Raw genomic sequence first — 18415 nt, forward strand, 5'->3', positions numbered from 1 at the left:
GCTCGGCATGCCACAGCACCACCACCCGCCGCAACCGGCCGGCACCCGCGCGAACCCTCATGACATCCTCCCGAGGTCGCGCACCAGGTCGAGGCCGAGGAGCCGGTCGGCGTAGGCGTACGTCTCGAAGCGGGCGCCGTCCGGCAGATCCGGCTCGGTCTCCACCCGGTCCAGCACGCGCAGCACTCCGGGCACGTCCAGATCGTCCTCCCAGGCGGTGCGCAGCCGTCCGCGCACCTCCTCGGGCACCGGCCGCGACGGCTGCCGGGCCCAGACGGCGACGGCCCGCCGCCAGCGCGCGAGGGTGCGGTCCGCTTCGTCGAGGGCGTCCGTGTCAAATCGTACGGGTGTCCCGCGGGGCGCGGCGAGCAGGGTCAGGCGCAGGGCGGCGGGATCGCGGACGCCGCCGTCGGCCGCCGTCGCGATGTCCGGCCCGGTCACCGGAGCGACCTCGACCAGGACGGCTGCGGCCGGCGACGTCCCGTCGGGCGCCGCCTCCCGCTCCCCCGCCACACGGATGACCTGGGACTCGCCCAGCCCCGTCGCGAGGTCCCGGCCGTCCTCGAAGGGGCGGATGCCGAGGCCGGTGGCGGCGGCGCGGAGTTCCGGCTGCTGCCGGTCGCCGGTGAGCACGGCCCAGACCGGGGTGCCGCCGAGTTCCAGGACGCGGACGAGGATGTCGGCGACCAGCAGCACGCGCAGGGCGGAGGCGTCGAGGCCCGTGGCGTGCGCGTGGACCCGGGTCAGGCCCCGCCGGGCGGGAGCGGCCTCGACGGGCTCACCGGTGCGGGAGTCGATGATGCGCAGCACGGCCCGACTGTAGGCGCAGGGGCGGCCCTTTGCAGACACTTGGCCGCGATTGCGGACGTTGTGGCGGGATACCGGACGGCCGCGGTGCGGCTTTTGGACAGCGCGGCGGGAATCACCGCCCGGCAGCCGCCGTTTCCGCCGAGGACAGTGACCCCGAGGCCCGAGGAGGCCGACCGTGTACGGCGACGCAGCGACCATCCGCAGGATCCTGACCGAGCTCGGTGACACCTGGGCCGTCGTCGGCCTCTCCTCGAACCGGAGCCGGGCCGCGTACGGCGTCGCCGAGGTGCTGAAGCGCTTCGGCAAGCGCGTGGTGCCCGTCCACCCGAAGGCGGAGACGGTGCACGGCGAGCCCGGCTACGCCTCCCTCGCCGAGATCCCCTTCGAGGTGGACGTGGTCGACGTCTTCGTCAACAGCGACCTCGCCGGGCCGGTCGCCGACGAGGCGGTCGCCAAGGGTGCCAAGGCGGTCTGGTTCCAGCTCGGGGTGATCGACGAGGCCGCGTACGAGCGGACCCGGGTGGCCGGACTGGACATGGTGATGGACCGGTGCCCGGCGATCGAAATTCCTCGTCTGGACTAGCTGTCTCACTCTCTTCTCACATTCCGTGTCTGAATACGAACATTCCGTACAACCGCCTGACCTGTACAAAGACTCACGCGCTGTGTTCCAGCTCAACAGTCAAAACTTGGGAAACAGTCTTTTGCCGCATCGCAAGGCGTCCCTACCCTGTGGCCTCATTGCTCGTTAATCCTCTGTTCAGAAACTGAGAGGCCACTTGACATGGCGAATGTCGACCATGCCGTGCCGCAAACCACGAGAGACCCGAGCGGTCTGCGAAGGGACGTCGGGCTCATCGGACTGATGTGGGCCTCCGTGGGGTCCATCATCGGCTCCGGCTGGCTCTACGGAGCCCAGAAGGCCGTCATGGCGGCCGGCCCCGCGGCGATCATCTCGTGGGTGATCGGCGCGGTGGCCATCGTCCTGCTCGCGCTGGTGCACGCCGAACTCGGCGGCATGTTCCCGGTGGCGGGCGGAACGGCGCGGTACCCGCACTACGCGTTCGGCGGCCTGGCCGGCATGTCGTTCGGATGGTTCGCCTGGCTGCAGGCGGCGACCGTGGCCCCGATCGAGGTCGAGGCCATGATCGGCTACGCCGCGCACTGGCACTTCGCCCAGGGCTTCCAGCACACCGACGGAACACTGACGCTCAGCGGCATCGTCGTCGCCGTCCTCCTCATGGCGGTCTTCGTCGCCGTCAACTTCTTCGGCGTCCGGGCCCTGGCCCACACCAACAGCGCCGCCACCTGGTGGAAGATCGCCGTCCCGCTGGGCGCCATCTTCATCATCGCCGCGGGCCACTTCCACGGCGGCAACTTCACCTCGGAGGGCTTCGCCCCGTTCGGTGCGAAGGGCGTGCTGAGCGCCATCAGCGGAAGCGGCATCATCTTCGCCCTGCTGGGCTTCGAGCAGGCGATCCAGCTGGCGGGCGAGAGCCGCAACCCCCAGCGTGACCTGCCGCGCGCCACCCTCGGGTCGGTCGCGATCGGTGCGGTGATCTACATCCTGCTCCAGGTCGTGTTCATCGCCGCACTGCCGCACAGCGCGTTCGCGCACGGCTGGGCCAAGCTGGACTTCCCGGGCATCAGCGGCCCGTGGGCGGGCCTGGCGACCCTGGTGGGCCTGGGCTGGCTGGCCGTGGTGCTGTACGTGGACGCGGTGATCTCCCCCGGTGGCACCGGCCTGATCTACACCACCGCCACCTCCCGCGTCTCCTTCGGCCTCGCCAAGAACGGCTACGCGCCGAAGATCTTCGCCCAGACCGACAAGCGCGGCGTGCCGTGGTTCGGCCTGATCATGTCCTTCGTGACCGGCGTGGTCTGCTTCCTGCCCTTCCCCAGCTGGCAGGAGCTGGTCGGCTTCATCACCTCGGCGAGCGTCCTGATGTACGCCGGCGCTCCGCTCGCGTACGGCGTCTTCGCCGACCGGCTGCCGCACTTCGCGCGCCCGTACCGGCTGCCCGCCGGCAAGGTGATCTCGCCGCTGTCGTTCGTGGTGGCGAGCCTCATCATCTACTGGTCCGGCTGGGACACCCTGTGGCGCCTCGGCATCGCCATCATCCTCGGCTACGTGCTGCTCGGCTCCTACGCCTGGTATGCCACGAGCAAGGAACTGCCGGACGCGCCCCGGATGGACTTCAAGGCCGCCCAGTGGCTCCCGGTCTACCTGCTGGGCATGGGCGTGATCTCCGCGCTGGGCAGCTTCGGCGGCTCCGGCAAGCTCCCGCTGTGGTGGGACATACTGGTCATCGCGGCGTTCTCCGTCGGTATCTACTACTGGGCCAAGGCCTCCGCCTCCGGCACCGAGGAGATCGAGCGCAGCATCGACGAGGTCGTGGTCGTGGACATGCCCGCGCACTGAGCGCAGCGCTCCGTACCGACCGCAGCATTCCGCTGAGGGCCCGGCCGCTCCCGCGGCCGGGCCCTTGCCTTTCTGAACACCGTCATACTGGCCCGGTGACACTCCCCTCCCCCCATCTCGATCCCCCTGCCGAAGAGCGCCGTCCGGTCGTCATCGTGGGCGCCGGGCCCGCGGGGCTCGCCATCGGGAACATCCTGAGAGCCGCCTCCGTCGACTGCCTGGTCCTGGAGACCGAAAGCCGCGAGTTCATCGAGACGCGGCCGAGAGCCGGGATCGTCGAGGAGTGGGCGCTGCGGGAGCTGCGACGGCGCGGGCTCGGCCGGGGCATGCAAGACCGGGCCGAGGCGCACACCGAGTGCGAGTTCCGCTTCGCCGGCGAGCGGCACCGGTTCGCGTACACGGATCTGACGGGCCACCGCCACTACGTCTATCCGCAGCCGATGCTGGTGACCGATCTGGTGCGCGAGTACACCGAGGTCCGGGGTGGCGACATCCGCTTCGGCGTGCGGGACGTACGGCTGCACGACCTGGACACGGACCGCCCGTCGGTGTCCTACCTCTGCCCGGAGTCGGGGCGACGGCGGATCGTCGGCTGCGACTTCGTGGCCGGCTGCGACGGGGCGCGCGGTGCCACCAGGGACGCGCTGCCGCCCGGGCGGGCCCGGATCGCCCGGCACGACTACGGCATCGGCTGGCTGGCGCTGCTCGCCGAGGCGCCGCCGTCCTCCGACTGCGTCGTGTTCGGCGTCCATCCGCGTGGCTTCGCCGGGCACATGCCCCGCGGTCCGGAGGTCACCCGCTACTACCTTCAGTGTCCGCCCGGCGACGACCCGGAGAGCTGGGGGCACGAGCGCGTCTGGGCCGAACTGCGCGAGCGGCTGCGGGCGGCGGGGGCGCCGGCACTGACGGAGGGCCGGCTGATCGAGAAACGCGTGCTGGCCATGCACGACTACGTCGTGGAGCCCCTGGTGTTCGGCCGGCTGTTCCTGGCGGGTGACGCCGCCCATCTGACCGCGCCCATCGCGGCCAAGGGCATGAACCTGGCGCTGCACGACGCCTTCCTGCTGGGCGACGCGCTCGCCGCGCGGCTCACCCGGGGCGACGGCACCGGGCTGGACGGCTACTCGGCGGCGGCACTGCGGCGGGTGTGGGACTACCAGGAGTTCTCGCAGTGGCTGTCGGACATCTACCACGGGGCGGCCTGCGGCGACCCGTTCCGCGCGGGCACCACGCTGGCCCGGCTGCGGCGCCTGTTCACCTCACCGGCGGCGGCAGCGGCGTTCGCGGAGCAGTACCTGGGCACGGCCGCGCGGCACTGACGCCGCCCCTCAGTCGTGCACCGGCCGGTCGCCGATCCGGTGGTCCGCCACGTTCAGCGCCTCGTCGACGAGGCGGCGCAGATGTCCGTCCTGCAGGGAGTAGACCACGCGGCGGCCCTCCTTGCGGGTGTTCACCAGCCCCGCGAGCCGCAGCCGGGCCAGGTGCTGGCTGACGGCGGGCCGGGCCGCCCCGCACGCCGCCGTGAGGGTCGTGACGTCGGCCTCCCCCCGCGTCAGCGCGTGCAGCAGCGTAAGGCGGGTGCGGTCGCCGAGCAGGGCGAGGAGTTCGGCGGCGAGCGCGAACTGTTCCTCGCCCGGGGTGCGCGGATGCGCATGGTGCGCAGGTGACAGGTGCATGCGTGCGCTCATACGCACATAATGGCTCCGTGGGCGGCGTCCGTCCACTCCCGCACCGGAAGGGGAACCACGTGAGCGACCGGCACCACCACCACGACCACCCGCACCGCCCCTCCGTCCGCCATCGCCTAGCCCACCTCCTCACGCCCCACTCCCACGAGAGCGCCGACAAGCTCGACCCCGCGCTGGAGTCCAGCGCGCGCGGTATGCGCGCCCTGTGGGTGTCGCTGGCCGTGCTGGGCGGCACGGCGCTGGTACAGGCCGTCGTGGTGGCCGTCTCGGGGTCGGTCGCGCTGCTCGGGGACACGGTGCACAACACCGCGGACGCGCTGACCGCCGTACCACTGGGCATCGCCTTCGTGCTCGGCCGGCGCGCCCCGACGCGCCGCTTCACCTACGGGTACGGGCGTGCCGAGGATCTCGCGGGGCTCGCGATCGTGGTGACGATCGCCGCGTCCGCGGTCTTCGCGGCGTGGACGGCGGTGGACCGGCTCCTGGATCCGCGGCCCGTCGCGCACCTCCCGGCCGTCGCCGTGGCCGCGCTGGTGGGGTTCGCGGGCAACGAGTGGGTGGCCCGGTACCGGATGCGGGTGGGTCGCGCCATCGGGTCGGCCGCCCTGGTCGCCGACGGTCTGCACGCCCGGACCGACGGGTTCACGTCACTGGCCGTGCTGGTCGGCGCCGGAGGATCCGCCCTGGGATGGCAGCTCGCCGATCCGCTGGTCGGGCTCGCGATCACGGCGGCGATCGGTCTGGTGCTGCGGGACGCCGCGCGTGAGGTGTTCCGGCGGGTGATGGACGCCGTCGACCCGGCGCTGGTGGACCGCGCCGAGCGGGCGCTCGGGGAGGTCGCGGGCGTGCTGGAGGTCGGTGAGCTGCGGCTGAGGTGGATCGGGCACCGGCTGCGGGCGGAGGTGGCGGTGGTGGTGGACGGCGAGGCGACGGTCCGCCAGGCCCACGCGGTGGCCGTCGAGGCCGAGCACGCACTGCTGCACGCCGTACCGAGGCTCACCGCGGCCCTGGTGCACGCGGATCCGGCGCCCGCTCCGGGCCATGCCGACCCGCACCTGCCACTGGCCCACCATGTGACTGCCTGACGTCAGGCCGTGCCCAGCCCCTCCAGCACCACCGCTCCCGGCAGTTCGGCGAACGCCTTGCCCGGCACCAGCAGTTTGCCGCGTCGGCGGCCGCTGCCGACCAGGACGTAGGGCAGGTCGACGACGGCCGAGTCCACCAGTACCGGCCAGCTCTCCGGCAGCCCGATCGGGGTGATGCCCCCGTACTCCATCCCGGTCTCCCCCGTCGCGGTGTCCATCGACGCGAAGGAGGCCTTGCGGGCGTCGAGTTGGCGGCGCACGACGCCGTTCACGTCGACCCGGGTGGTGGACAGGACCAGGCAGGCGGCCAGGGTGGCGGTGCCGGCCCGCCTGCCCGCGACGACGACGCAGTTCGCGGACCTCTCGAGCAGGTCGCGCCCGTAGTGCTCGACGAAGGTGGCGGTGTCGGCCCACTGCGGCTCGGTGTCGACGTAGACGATCTGCTCGGCGGGGACGCTGCCGCGCCAGTGCCGTACCGCGTCGGCGACCGGGCCGACCAGCTCGTCGAGGCAGTCGGGGGCTGGTGTCGCGGCGTCGAAGTCTCCGATGGGTGCGCGCATGACCGCACGCTAACAGCCCCCGCCGGAGCGGGTTCAGCGCACCGGCGGGACCGAGACGGTCATCACCAGCTCCGCGGGGACGTCACCGTCGTTGCCGTAGGTGTGCGGGGTGTCGGCCCCGAAGGAGGCACTCGCGCCGGCCGGTACGCGGTACTCCGTCCCGTCGACGGTGAGCGTCAGCTCGCCCGCCGTGACGTGCACGAGTTCGACCGTGCCGGAAGGGTGCGGGTCGGAGTCGCTGGCCTCGCCGGGCATCAGGTGCCAGTCCCACATCTCCAGCGGACCCGGGGCCTCGGTGCCCGCGAGGAGCCGGTTGTAGCTGCCCGCCTCGGTGTGCCAGAGCCGTACGGCCTGGTCGGCGGGGACGATGCGGACCTTCGGCCCCTGCTCGTAGTCGAGCAGCGTGGTGACGCTGATACCGAGGGCGTCGCCGATCTTGACGACCGTGCCGAGGCTGGGGTTGGTGCGGGCCTGCTCGATCTGGATGAGCATGCCGCGGCTGACTCCCGCGCGGGCGGCCAGCGTGTCCAGCGTGAAGCCACGCTCGGTGCGCCAGCGCTTCACATTGCGCGCCAGGGACTGGGTCAGCAGGTCGAGGTCCGACACATTCCGTCCAATATGATGAATGATAGGGTTCATTGTGTTGCACTACGGTGGCATGCACCCGATCTTTCACCGAACTGTACTGCGAGGCGCTCAGTGACAGCATTCTTCGCCCTGGCCACCAGCCTCCTGTGGGGGCTGGCCGACTTCGGCGGCGGGTTGCTGACGCGACGCAACCCCGCGCTGACGGTCGTGGTGGTGTCGCAGGCGATCGCGGCCGTCGTGCTCGGCGTGATCGTGGTCGCCACCGGCGGCTGGAGCGAGGCCGGGCCCCGGCTGTGGTTCGCGTTCGCGGCGGGCCTGGTGGGGCCGGTGGCGATGCTGTCCTTCTACAAGGCGCTCGCCCTGGGTCCGATGGGTGTCGTCTCCCCGCTCGCCACCCTGAGCGTGGCCGTCCCCATCGGCGTGGGCCTCGTCCTCGGCGAACGTCCGGGGCTCGCGCAGGTGGCGGGCATCGCGGTCGCCGTCGCGGGCGTCGTCCTCGCGGGCGGGCCGCAACTGCGGGGCGCGTCCGTGCAGCGGCGGGCGATTGTGCTCACACTGGTCGCCGCCCTCGGCTTCGGCACGGTGTTCGCCCTGATCGCGGAGGCGTCGACCACTGTCACCGGTCTGTTCCTCGCGCTGTTCGTGCAGCGCGTGACGAACGTGGCCGCGGGCGGCGCCGCACTGTACGTCTCCGTGCGCCGGGGCGCGTCCGCCCTCCCGGCGGGCGGCTTCCCCTGGTCCGACCTGCCCGCCCTCGGGTTCGTCGGGCTCGCCGACGTGGCGGCCAACGGCACCTACTCGGTCGCCGCCCAGCACGGCCCGGTCACCGTGGCGGCGGTACTGGCCTCGCTCTACCCGGTGGTCACCGCGCTGGCCGCCCGCGGCTTCCTCCAAGAACGCCTGCGTGCCGTGCAGGCGGCGGGGGCGGGCCTCGCCCTGCTGGGCACGCTGCTCCTGGCGACCGGTTGAGTCAGGGCTCGAGCTCCGCCAGCCGGGCCACGTCCTCCTCGTCCAGCTCCGCCAGGGACAGCAGCTGCTCCGGGGTGACGCCTTCCGGGATCGGGACCGGGGGCGGGGTCCGCAACGGCGGCTGCCAGCCGTCGGCGGGTGTCCAGCGGCGCACGACCTTGGCGGGCGCGCCCGCCACCACGGCGTGGTCGGGCACGCTCCCGCGGACCACCGCCCCGGCGGCCACGACCACGTTCCGGCCGATCCGCGCGCCGGGCAGGATCACCGCGCCGGTGCCGATCCAGCAGCCCGGGCCGATCTCCACCGGCTCCATCCGCGGCCACTGCTTCCCGATCGGCTCGTGCGGGTCGTCGTAGGAGTGGTTGGTGGAGGTGACGTAGACGTACGGCCCGAAGTAGCAGTCGCTGCCGATGGTGACCGTCGTGTCGGCGATGACGTGACTGCCCCGGCCGAGGACGACCCCGTCGCCGATGCGCAGAATGGGCTCGGGCCCGAGGTCGAGGTCGGGCATGAGGCCCGCGGTCAGGGTGACCTGTTCGCCGACGATGCAGTGGGCGCCGAGATGGATCCAGGGTTCGCCGAAGACGGTGCCCAGCGGGAAGGCGAGCCTGGTACCCGTTCCGATCGCACCGAAGCGCAGGCGCCCGGGGTGCTGGGCGGTGACCGAGCCCGTGCGCTGCACCCATGCCCAGCCCGCGTGCACGGCGCGCTGGAGGAGACCGTGTCGCCAGGACGAGAACGAGAACGTGTTCTTGGGCTTGGGCATCCGCTCACCGTACTCAGCGCGCGGTCCGCCCAAGAGGCCGGAAGGCTGTGATCTTCGCCCCACCGGGTGGCGTACGGTGCGGGGTACCGACGACGAGGAGAGGGCGATGACGCACAAGGCGTTGATCATGGGAATCGGCGGCAGGGAACCGAAGGTCGACACCGAGGCGTTCGTGGCGCCCACGGCCTCCGTCATCGGAGATGTGACGCTTCGGGCGGGGGCGAGCGTGTGGTACGGGGCGGTGGCGCGCGGCGACGTGGAGCGGATCACCGTCGGTGCGGACGCCAATGTGCAGGACAACGTGACGCTGCACGCCGACCCGGGCTTTCCCGTCACCATCGGCGAGCGGGTGTCCGTCGGGCACAACGCCGTGGTGCACGGGGCGACCGTCCAGGACGACTGTCTGATCGGGATGGGGGCGACGGTCCTCAACGGGGCGGTGATCGGCGCGGGCTCCCTCGTGGCCGCACAGGCCTTGGTGCCGCAGGGGATGGTCGTGCCGCCGGGGTCACTGGTGGCGGGCGTGCCGGCGAAGGTGAAGCGGGAGCTGACCGAGGAGGAGCGTCAGGGGGTGACACTCAACGGCACGCTGTACGCGGAGCTGGCGAAGGCGCACCGGGACGCGCACCGGGACTGAGCCCTGATGCACGTCCCTGGGGGTGTCTTGTGGATCATGCCGGGGTCGCGGGGCAAGACACCCCCTAGTCGGCGGCCGGGACCGGTTCCGGCTCGGTCTCGGCCGCCCGCTCCTCGGCCGCCTTCTTCGCCTTGCGCTTGAGCACCAGCATCGACGACAGGCCGATCAGCAGGGCGATCACCAGGCCCAGGTAGGAGAAGCGCTTGAGCCAGTCCTCGGCGACGACTCCGACGTAGTAGATGACGGCGGTGGTGCCGCCCGCCCAGCAGATGCCGCCGAGGACGTTGGCGACGAGGAACTTCCAGTACGGCATGTGCAGGACACCGGCGAGCGGACCCGCGAAGATGCGGAGCAGGGCGACGAAGCGGCCGAAGAAGACCGCCCACATGCCCCACCTCTCGAAGGACCGCTCCGCCGTGGCGACGTGGCCCTCGCTGAAGTGCCGGGGGAACTTCCTGCCCAGCCAGGCGAGCAGCGGGCGCCCGCCCTTGCGGCCGATGGCGTATCCGATGGAGTCGCCGATGACCGCTCCGGCGGTCGCGCACGCCCCCAGCACGACGGGGTTCACGCCGGAGTGCTGGGAGGACATCAGGGCCGCCGAGACCAGAATGATCTCCCCGGGCAGCGGGATGCCCAGGCTCTCCAGGCCGATCACCAGGGCCACCACGGCGTAGACGGCGGCCGCGGGCACCGAGTCGAGCCAATCCTGGACGTGCACCGCCGGTTCCTCCCCTGTAGGTCCTCGACTGCGGGGCGTCACCCGTCGGACGCGCCCCTGCGTGAAGGCTACCGGGTTCGTCCGCGCGGGGTCGTGCCCTCAGTCACGGCGGGCCACGAGGCGGTAGGCGTTGGACAGGCCCAGACGGTGGGACAGCGGCCGGGCCGCGAAGCGGTCCACCAGGGTGGCCAGGGCCAGGGCGGGCACGCCGGCGAGCAGGGTCGCGGTGCGCAGGGCCCGGCTCAGGGCACCTGGTGGCTCGGCCAGCCAGGGGGCGTCCTCGCGCGGCGCGGTGTGGTCCAGGGCGAGCCATACGGCGGCGAGCAGGTCGACCGGATCGTGCGGCTCGGCGTGCTGTTCGGCGACCACCGTGAAGCCGAGTTCGGTGAGCCGTCGGCGCAGGTTGGCGACCGGCACGAAGTGCAGGTGCTGCGGCTGGAGCCAGGGCAGCCACCAGCGGCCGAGGAGGCGGGCGTAGCGGCTCTCCGGGTCGGGAACCTCGATGAGCAGGTGGCCGCCGGGGCGGACGGCCTGGTGGGCGGCGCGCAGCTCGCGGTCGGGGTCGGTGCTGTGTTCCAGGTAGTGGAACATGCTGACGACGTCGTACCGGGCGGCGAGGTCGGGTGCCAGGTCGGGGAAGAGGCCGCGGTGGGCGTGTTCCACGCGGCCCTCACGGGCGGCGATCTCCACGCCGTCGGTGAAGTCGAGGCCGTCGAAGGCCGTGCCGGGCAGCACCTCGCGGGCGGCCGCGCAGAAGTGGCCGTGTCCGGTGCCCACGTCGAGCCAGTTCTTGGGGGTGGGGTCGTGCGGCAGCATCGACTCGGCGCGGCCCCGGTACATCTTGGTGCGACCTTGGAAGGTGCCGCCCATCTTCTGCTCGCCGAGGCCGTCGTAGAAGTCGCGGTAGTAGAACTCCAGGCCCGCCTCGTTCAGGGCCGGGTTCTGGAAGGTGTGCCCGCAGGCCTCGCAGCGGTCGAGGAGGAAGCGGCCCGGCTTGTGCTGGAGCAGGTCGGTGGTGCGCAGCCGGGTGGTCAGGCGGCCGGAGTCGCACCAGGGGCAGGTGTCGCGCCGGGGCGCGAAGAAGCGGTCCACGCCACCCGCGAGGTCGCTTCTGTAGGCGGGGCGCAGTGCGGCGACCCGGGTGGCGCGGTCGGTGCCCTCGGTCTCGTTGCTCATCGGGTCTCCTCCGGGCGTGTGGCGGCGGCCAGCCGCTCGAGGCAAATGGCGGCGGCGGGGGCGCCGCCGGCGGCGCGGAACGCGGCGCGGATCCGTCCTGCGGCGGTCCGGTGGGCGGGTTCGTGCAGGACCGTGTCGAGGGCCGCGCCGAGCCGGGCGGCGCTGACCCGGCCGAACCGCACCCGGACGCCCGCTCCCGCGTCGACGACCTGGGCGGCCACCACGGGCTGGTCGTCGCGGATGGGGGCGACGACCAGCGGTACACCGTGCCAGAGGGCCTCGCAGACGGTGTTGTGCCCGGCGTGGCACACCACCGCGCCGGCCCTTTCCAGGAGCGCGAGCTGGGGCACGTACGGCAGGACCAGTACGTCCTTGTCGTCGTCGGACGCCTGCAGCGTGCCGCCCGGGTCGGCGACCACGGCCTGTACCCGGTCGGCCCGTTCCCGCACCGCGGCCACGCACTCGGTGAGGAAGCGTCCGGCCGCGTCGGCGTTGGCGGTGCCGAGGGTCACCAGGACCGTGGCCCGGGCGGGGTCCAGCCGTTCCCAGCGGAAGCCGGGTGCGGCCGGGCGGTCGGCGATCGAAGGGCCGACGTAGTGGATGTGGTCGCCCCGGACGGCCGACGGCCCGGCGAGTTCGGGGGTGGTGAACGCCAGCAGCAGGTGGGGGGAGAAACGCGGGTCGGTGTCACCGGCCGGGTCGCCGATGCGGGCGCGCAGCTCCTCGAGCCGCGCGCCGAGCCAGTCGGCGACCTTGGGCATGCCGTCGTAGGCGCCGGTGAGTTCGGCCGAGGTGGTCGCGGAGGTGGCCCACGGCAGGCCGAGGTCCTCGGCCACTAGGGCCCCGGCGAAGGCCTGTTGGTCGGCGACGACGACATCGGGGCGGAAGTCCCGCGCGGCCGCCCGGACTCCGGGGGCCATGGCGTCGGCGAGCGGCAGCAGGTAGCCCTCCCACAGGTACTTCAGCGCCTCCGGTCCCCGGAGCTCCGGCGGGCGTGCGGCCGGGGCGGGTCCGGCGCACGGGAGGACCTCGGCCTCGGGCCCGGCGAGCCGCCGCAGCAGTCCCGCGTCGGCGCACACCCAGGCCACGCGGTGTCCGCGCGCGGCGAGTTCGGCGGCGACGCCCACCGCCGGGTTGATGTGCCCCACCAGGGGCGGTACGACGAAGAGGAAGCCGCTCACCTCAGGGCCCCGGCGCCCGCCGAGCGGATCAGTTCCAGGACGTGGCCGCCGACGGCCCCGGCCGCCTCGACCAGCACGGAGTGTTCGTGTCCCGGCAGTACGACGGACCGGAAGTCGGCGAGCAGCGCCTCCTTGAGGGGCGCCAGTTCCACCAGGTCCGAGTCGCCGCCGTAGACACCGAGGACGGGGCAGCGCACGGCCCTGATCTCGTCCTCGGTGAGCACCCGGCTGGCGGGGATGTCCCGGCCGAGGGTGGTGTCCCGGGCGAGCCGCGCGGCCCCCTTGGCGAGGCGGGCGGTGTTGTGGCCGCGGTTGGCGGTGATCCAGCGAATCGCGTCGGGCTCGTTGTGCGCCAGCTCGGTCACCACCCGGTCGAGGATTCCGCCGAGCTTGGCCGCCCAGGCCGCGGTGGCCGGCTCGGACTCGATCAGGGTGAGGCTGGCCGCCCGCCGGGGGTGGCGGGCGGCGTAGCCGAAGGCGATGGTGCCGCCGTAGGAGTTGCCGACGAGGTGGACGGGCCCGGTGATGCCGAGCCGGTCGAGCAGTGCTTCCAGGTCGTCGATGTTGTGGTCGAGGGTGTAGCCGGCCGGGGGGCGTTCGCTGCGGCCGTGGCCGCGCAGGTCGTACATGACGACGTCGACGCCCGCCACCGCGAACCGCGGTGCCACCGTGAAGTAGTAGCTGGCCAGGCTGTCGGTGAGCAGGCCGTGCACGAGCACGGCGGTGGCGACCGGGGGGCGGCCGTCCTCGGGTCCCATCCGCTGGACGTGCAACCGGACTTCGCCGGTGTCGACGATCGCCATCCGTCAGCTCGCCCCCGCAGCCTTCAGGCTGTGCACCACGTGCTCGACGAGCCTGCCGACGGTGAGCTCGATGATCTCCTCGAACTCCATCCCGGCCAGGAACTCGGCGAAGTTGACCCGGTTTCCGTAGTGCTCCCGCAGCAGCCCCGCCAGGGTCACGAGGTCGATGCTCTCCAGCTCCAGGTCGCGGTTGAACGTGGTGGTCATGCCGATCTCGAGGTCTTCCTCGCCGTACTCCTCCAGGAGGGTCAGGAGCATGCCCCTGATGTCGGCGAGCACCGCCTCCTCGTCGGCGTGCGCGGTGGTCGGCTCCATGGGTGTCATCGCTCCTGCTCCTCTTCGTCGTCGCCCGCCGGGCCCGTCGTCCAGGCCACGACGTAGTTCCTCGGCGGCAGTGCGGGCGGATTGCGGACCGTCGCGCAGTGCACCGTGTACACGCGTTCCAGGCGGCCCGAGACCAGCAGCCGGTCTTCGGCCGGTGCCGCGTGGAAGACGGCGAAGTCCCGGGGGCGACCGCCGAATCCGGTGCCCTCCGCCTTCGCGACGGCCTCCTTGGCGGCCCAGAACCGGGTGAACCAGAGCGAGGCGTCGTCCGCCCGGGACAGGGCGTGCAGCAGCCGGAGTTCCTCGGCGCCGAGGGCGGCGACGGCCGCCGGGTCGCGTTCGGTGACCTCCTCGATGTCGATGCCGGGTCCCGGGCCGGGCGTGTGCGGCCGTACGATCGCCACGCCCGCCTCGGCGCGGTGGGCCAGGGAGACGTCGAGCGGGGGCAGGGTGCGTCCGTGCACTCCGGTGACGTACGGGCGGCCGAGGTCGTCGTTGTGCACCTGGATCTCGGCCGGGAAGACCGGCCCCTCGCCCTGTTCCCACAGCCATCGCCGTACGGCGTCCTTGACCGCTATCCGGCCGAGCAGCCACTGTCTGCGGCCGCGCGGCGGGTGGTCGGCGTACCGCGCCCGCTCCGGGCCGCCCAGGGAGTTCCGCATGATCAGCTCGCGGGACGCGAGGTCCGGCCACCTCTCGTGGAGCAGCGACCAGCCGCCCGGCCGGGGTTCGGAAAGGGTGTTGCGTTCGGGGAAGCGCTCGACCGGGCGGGTCCGCGGGTCGTTGTCGAAGCGGCGGTCCTGCCAGCCGGCCAGCCGGGCCCACACCCGTCCGGCGACGGTCAGTTCCACGTCCGCCTCGAGGACGGTGTCGGTGAGCGAGGTGATCCGCACCAGGCACTCGACCCGGGTGCCGGGGGCCGGGTGCGGTCCGTGGAAGAGCATGTGCCGCATCTGCACGGGGAACACAACGGTCCGCTCGGTCCTGGTCGCCATGATCCAGTAGCCGAGGATCTGGCCCACGTTGTCGAGCAGGGCGCCGGGGGCGGTGGGCGTGGTGATGACGCCGCGTACGTGTCCGTCCCCGATGCCGGTGAGTTCGGTGACCCCCTGGAACGCCGGCCCGTGGAACATCCAGCGTTCGCGGTAAAGCTGGGCGGCGGTGTGGTCGGGGGTGCGTTCCGGGGTGCCTTCCGGGACGAGGGGGGCCGTGCGCGGTGCGGGCGGTTCGGGGTGGCGGGCGGCGAGTTCGACCACGGCGCGGGCCGTCGGGCCGAAGGAGACGGCAAGGCGGTGGGGGTCGTCCGGGGTCGGGGTGACGGTGACCGGGACGTCGACGGGCGGGGTGGCGGTGAGCCACCGGTCGAAGCGGGCCCCGTGCACGGCGACCGCCCGCATCCCGGGTGACGCCTGCTCGGCCGCGTCCATCATGTGCTGCACGATCGTGGTCGCCGGGACCACGGGCCACCGGTCGGCCACGTCCGGCCAGCCGGGGCGCTGCGGGAAGAAGCAGTGGTCGAGCAGGTGGGGCATGGTGTCCGGGGAGACGCGGACGGTCGTGCGGCGGGTGGACGGGGTGATGGTGGCCGGGGGGCGCCGGGCGGGCGCGGGAGGTGGAGGCGTTTCGCGGGTGCCGCCGACAGTGCGGGGGGCGCTGCCGGTGCGCGGGGGCGCGGCCGGGTGCCTGCGTCTCTCCGCCGTGATGAGCTCGGCGGCCGTGTGCGCGGTGTCGCGCAGGAGCGCGCTCAGTTCGGCGGCGGCCGGGAAGCGTTCGGCGAGGGTGTCCAGCGGGGACGTCGGGGCGGCGGTGCCGTCGCGTGCCGGGGCCGGGTCCGCGGCGGGCGCGGCGCGCAGCTCCGCCCGCAGCGCGGTCAGGTCCGGGCCGTCGAGCGACACCAGCGCGCCCCCCAGGTCGAGCGGGACCGGTGGGCGCTGCGGCCGGGCGGTGGGGGCGGAGGCGGTGACCGGGGCGTGCGGCCGGGGCAGTGCCGGTGCCACCCGGGCACCCGCGGTCCACAACGCCGTGGCGACCCGGCGGAGTTGGGCGAGTCCCGTGCGGTGCGGCGAGTTGGCGGCGACGACCAGGTGGTCCCGGTCGCCGAGGGTGTCGTCGACGAGGGAGGCGAGCTGTCCCGGGCCGGCCTGGACGAAGGCGCGGTGCCCGGCGTCGTACAGGGCCTCGACGAGCCGGCGGAAGCGGACGGGTTCCAGCAGGTGCCGGACGAAGAGTTCGCGTACGGCTCTCTCGCCCTCGGGGAACGGTGCCGCCGTCGTCCCCGACCAGACGGGGACGGTGGGCGGATGCAGCCGGAACCGGGCCGCGGCCTCCTGTATGGGCGACAGGTAGGGCTCGAGCATCGGCGTGTGGAACCCGGACCGGAAGGGCAGCACCTGGCACAGCACGCCCCGGGCGCGCAGGGCCCGTACGAAGTCGCCGACGGCGGTGTCCGGGCCGCACACCATCGACTGGCTGGGCGCGTTGTCGTGGGAGAGCACGATCCCCGTGTCCGCCCAGCCGTCGGCGAGGGCGGCGAGGACCTGCTCGGCGGATGCGCCGACGGCGGCGAAGGCCAGGCCCGGGACGGTGACCGTGTCCGGGTCGAACCCGGCCATGAACGCGTCCACCTCGGCACCCGAGTACAGCCCGGCCACCGCCATCGCGGTCCACTCACCGACGCTGTGCCCGGCGACCGCGTCCGGGACCACGCCCATCCGGCGCAGGGCCGCGTCGAGGAGCCGCCCCACACCGACGACACCGGCGCCGTGCCGGCCCACGTCGTCGACCCGCGGCTCCCCGGCGGCGGCCCCGGGGAGCCGGGGCAGGCCGAAGTGGGCGGCGATGTCGTCGACGCGTGGCGTGAACTCGGCCTCCAGACCGGGGAAGACGAAGGCCAGCTTTCCCCGCCCGGGTCCGAGGAGCGGGCCGGGCCGGTACCAGACGTCGCTGCGGCCCTGCCAGGCCCTGCCCTTGCCGACCGCTCGCCGGGCGAGTGCGAGCCGCTTGGCGGTGGGGTCGACGATGCCGAGCCGTGCGGGGCCCGCCTCCGGGTGCGTACGGGCGCCGTCCAGCCCGGAACCGAGGACGGCGGAGTCGTCGGCGGCGAGGAGGGCGGCGAGCCCCTCCGGACGGTCGGCGGCGAGCAGGAGGACGCGCTCCGGTTCGGCGACGCGGACGGGGGTGCGCGGGCGCCCGCCCGTGGCCGTCGCCGCGTCCTCGTCCGCGGCGGGCGCCGTCGCCCGCCCGCCGGGTGCCTCCTCCAGCACCACGTGGGCGTTGATCCCACCGAAGCCGAAGGCGTTCACGGCCGCCCGGCGTACCGGGCGGTCCGGGGTGGTCTCCCAGGGGGCCGCCTTCTCCAGTGGGCGGAAGCGGGTGCGGGCGAGGGCGGGGTGCGGGTCGTCGCAGTGCAGGGTGGGCAGGAGCATGCCGTGGTGGACGGCGAGGGCGGCCTTGACGAGGCCCGCCACCCCGGCGGCCGGCATGGTGTGGCCGATCATCGACTTCACGGAGCCGAGCACCGCGCGTTCGTCGCCGCAGGGGTCGCCGGGGTCCCCGGGGCCGAACACCTCGGCCAGCGTGGTCAGCTCGGCGGTGTCCCCGGCCGGGGTCGCGGTGCCGTGCGCCTCCAGCAGGCCGACCGCGCCGGGGGCCGCCGGGTCGAGGCCGGCGGCCCGCCAGGCCTGGCGTACGGCGTGGCTCTGGCCGCCCGGGTCGGGGTTGACGAGACCGGACGTACGGCCGTCACTGGCCACGCCCGTGCCGCGGATCACCGCGTACACGCGGTCGCCGTCGCGCTCCGCGTCGGCCAGGCGTTTGAGGACGACCACGCCCGTGCCCTCGCCGATGAGGATGCCGTCGGCGTCCCGGTGGAAGGGGCGGATGCGCTGGCTCGGGGACAGGGCGCGCAACTGGGAGAAGACGCTCCAGAGGGTGATGTCGTGGCAGTGGTGCACTCCCCCGGCCAGCATCATGTCGCAGCGTCCCGCGGCGAGTTCGCCGACGGCCTGGTCGACGGCGACGAGCGAGGAGGCGCAGGCCGCGTCCACGGTGTAGGCGGGGCCGCGCAGGTCGAGCCGGTTGGCGATGCGGGAGGCCGCCAGGTTGGGCACCAGGCCGATCGCGGACTCGGGGCTGTCGGGGCCCAGGCGTTCGGTGAACGCCTGACGGACGCGGCCGAGTTGGTCCGGTGTGAGGTCGGGCAGCAGCTCGCCCAGGGTGCGTACGAGCTGTCCCGCCGTGCGGACCCGCTGGTCGAGCCGGACCAGGCCGGGGGTGAGGTAGCCGCCGCGGCCCAGGACGACGCCGACGCGGTGCCGTTCGGGCAGCCGGTCCTCGCCGCCCGCGTCGGCGATCGCGGCGGCGGCCACGTGCAGCGCGATCAACTGGTCGGGCTCGGTGCCCGCCACCGAGGCGGGCATGATGCCGAACCGGGTGACCTCCACCTCGGCGAGGCCGTCCACGAACCCGCCGCGCCGGCAGTACACCTGGTCGGCCGTGGCGGGCCCGGTCGCGGCCGAGGGCCGGTAGTAGTCGGCGTCCCAGCGGCCCTCGGGCACGTCGGCGATCGCGTCCACGCCGTCGCGCAGGTTGCACCAGTAGGCGTCGAGGTCGGCGGCGCCGGGCAGCAGGACCGCCATCCCCACGATGGCCACCGGGACCTGACGGCTCATCACGTCGTGGGCCGCCAT

17 protein-coding genes are annotated in these 18415 nt (G+C 73.4%); 6 read left to right on the top strand and 11 right to left on the bottom strand.

The genetic code is table 11. From position 1 onward, the window contains the following. Positions 1–57: 57 nt before the first annotated feature. Entirely contained in the window at positions 58–810 is a 753-nt protein-coding gene (locus tag ACFY0F_RS34700; RefSeq protein ID WP_388803540.1) for a hypothetical protein, read from the bottom strand. Positions 811–985: 175 nt separating this feature from the next. Here ACFY0F_RS34700 and ACFY0F_RS34705 point away from each other — a divergent pair, with 175 nt between their 5' ends. The 3 genes from ACFY0F_RS34705 to ACFY0F_RS34715 all read left to right on the top strand — a co-directional run bounded on the left by ACFY0F_RS34705 (position 986) and on the right by ACFY0F_RS34715 (position 4551). Continuing rightward, on the top strand, positions 986–1393 hold the full coding sequence (locus tag ACFY0F_RS34705) for a CoA-binding protein (RefSeq protein ID WP_388803543.1): 408 nt from the start codon (positions 986–988) through the stop codon (positions 1391–1393). Between the two features lie 201 nt (positions 1394–1594). Further along, a complete protein-coding gene (locus ACFY0F_RS34710; protein WP_388803546.1) occupies positions 1595–3232 on the top strand; it encodes an APC family permease in 1638 nt (545 codons plus the stop codon). Positions 3233–3327: 95 nt separating this feature from the next. Beyond that, entirely contained in the window at positions 3328–4551 is a 1224-nt protein-coding gene (locus tag ACFY0F_RS34715; RefSeq protein WP_388803549.1) for a 4-hydroxybenzoate 3-monooxygenase, read from the top strand. 9 nt (positions 4552–4560) lie between these two features. Here ACFY0F_RS34715 and ACFY0F_RS34720 read toward each other — a convergent pair whose 3' ends face one another. Further along, the gene (locus tag ACFY0F_RS34720) at positions 4561–4920 is read right to left on the bottom strand and encodes an ArsR/SmtB family transcription factor (protein ID WP_388803553.1); all 360 of its coding nucleotides are present in this window, start codon (positions 4918–4920) and stop codon (positions 4561–4563) included. Positions 4921–4979: 59 nt separating this feature from the next. Between ACFY0F_RS34720 and ACFY0F_RS34725 the strand changes: the two genes are divergently transcribed. After that, a complete protein-coding gene (locus ACFY0F_RS34725; RefSeq protein ID WP_388803556.1) occupies positions 4980–6005 on the top strand; it encodes a cation diffusion facilitator family transporter in 1026 nt (341 codons plus the stop codon). Positions 6006–6007: 2 nt separating this feature from the next. Here ACFY0F_RS34725 and ACFY0F_RS34730 read toward each other — a convergent pair whose 3' ends face one another. Both ACFY0F_RS34730 and ACFY0F_RS34735 read right to left on the bottom strand, forming a co-directional pair. Continuing rightward, a complete protein-coding gene (locus tag ACFY0F_RS34730; RefSeq protein ID WP_388803559.1) occupies positions 6008–6565 on the bottom strand; it encodes a YbaK/EbsC family protein in 558 nt (185 codons plus the stop codon). A gap of 33 nt (positions 6566–6598) precedes the next feature. Beyond that, entirely contained in the window at positions 6599–7171 is a 573-nt protein-coding gene (locus tag ACFY0F_RS34735) for a helix-turn-helix domain-containing protein (protein WP_388803562.1), read from the bottom strand. A gap of 93 nt (positions 7172–7264) precedes the next feature. On the opposite strand from ACFY0F_RS34735, the gene ACFY0F_RS34740 reads away from it, so the two are divergent. Further along, a complete protein-coding gene (locus ACFY0F_RS34740; protein ID WP_388803565.1) occupies positions 7265–8122 on the top strand; it encodes an EamA family transporter in 858 nt (285 codons plus the stop codon). A gap of 1 nt (position 8123) precedes the next feature. On the opposite strand, the gene ACFY0F_RS34745 is transcribed toward ACFY0F_RS34740, so the two are convergent. Further along, on the bottom strand, positions 8124–8888 hold the full coding sequence (locus ACFY0F_RS34745) for an acyltransferase (RefSeq protein WP_388803568.1): 765 nt from the start codon (positions 8886–8888) through the stop codon (positions 8124–8126). Positions 8889–8994: 106 nt separating this feature from the next. On the opposite strand from ACFY0F_RS34745, the gene ACFY0F_RS34750 reads away from it, so the two are divergent. After that, on the top strand, positions 8995–9525 hold the full coding sequence (locus ACFY0F_RS34750) for a gamma carbonic anhydrase family protein (RefSeq protein WP_388803571.1): 531 nt from the start codon (positions 8995–8997) through the stop codon (positions 9523–9525). A gap of 64 nt (positions 9526–9589) precedes the next feature. On the opposite strand, the gene ACFY0F_RS34755 is transcribed toward ACFY0F_RS34750, so the two are convergent. From ACFY0F_RS34755 to ACFY0F_RS34780, 6 genes are all read right to left on the bottom strand, one after another. Beyond that, the gene (locus tag ACFY0F_RS34755; protein WP_388803574.1) at positions 9590–10243 is read right to left on the bottom strand and encodes a DedA family protein; all 654 of its coding nucleotides are present in this window, start codon (positions 10241–10243) and stop codon (positions 9590–9592) included. Positions 10244–10342: 99 nt separating this feature from the next. After that, entirely contained in the window at positions 10343–11419 is a 1077-nt protein-coding gene (locus ACFY0F_RS34760; RefSeq protein WP_388803577.1) for a class I SAM-dependent methyltransferase, read from the bottom strand. Beyond that, a complete protein-coding gene (locus tag ACFY0F_RS34765) occupies positions 11416–12600 on the bottom strand; it encodes a glycosyltransferase (RefSeq protein WP_388803580.1) in 1185 nt (394 codons plus the stop codon). Before ACFY0F_RS34765 ends, ACFY0F_RS34760 begins: the two co-directional genes overlap by 4 nt. Continuing rightward, positions 12597–13403: an alpha/beta fold hydrolase gene (locus tag ACFY0F_RS34770; protein ID WP_388803583.1), complete on the bottom strand. Its 807-nt coding sequence runs from the start codon at positions 13401–13403 to the stop codon at positions 12597–12599. Before ACFY0F_RS34770 ends, ACFY0F_RS34765 begins: the two co-directional genes overlap by 4 nt. Positions 13404–13406: 3 nt before the next feature. Continuing rightward, complete coding sequence (locus ACFY0F_RS34775; protein WP_388803766.1) at positions 13407–13718, bottom strand: phosphopantetheine-binding protein; 312 nt, start codon at positions 13716–13718, stop codon at positions 13407–13409. Between the two features lie 5 nt (positions 13719–13723). Beyond that, positions 13724–18415 (bottom strand): beta-ketoacyl synthase N-terminal-like domain-containing protein, encoded by a 4692-nt coding sequence (locus tag ACFY0F_RS34780; RefSeq protein ID WP_388803586.1) that lies wholly within the window; start codon positions 18413–18415, stop codon positions 13724–13726.

Source organism: Streptomyces sp. NPDC001544 (assembly GCF_042894285.1).
Taxonomy (GTDB): domain Bacteria; phylum Actinomycetota; class Actinomycetes; order Streptomycetales; family Streptomycetaceae; genus Streptomyces.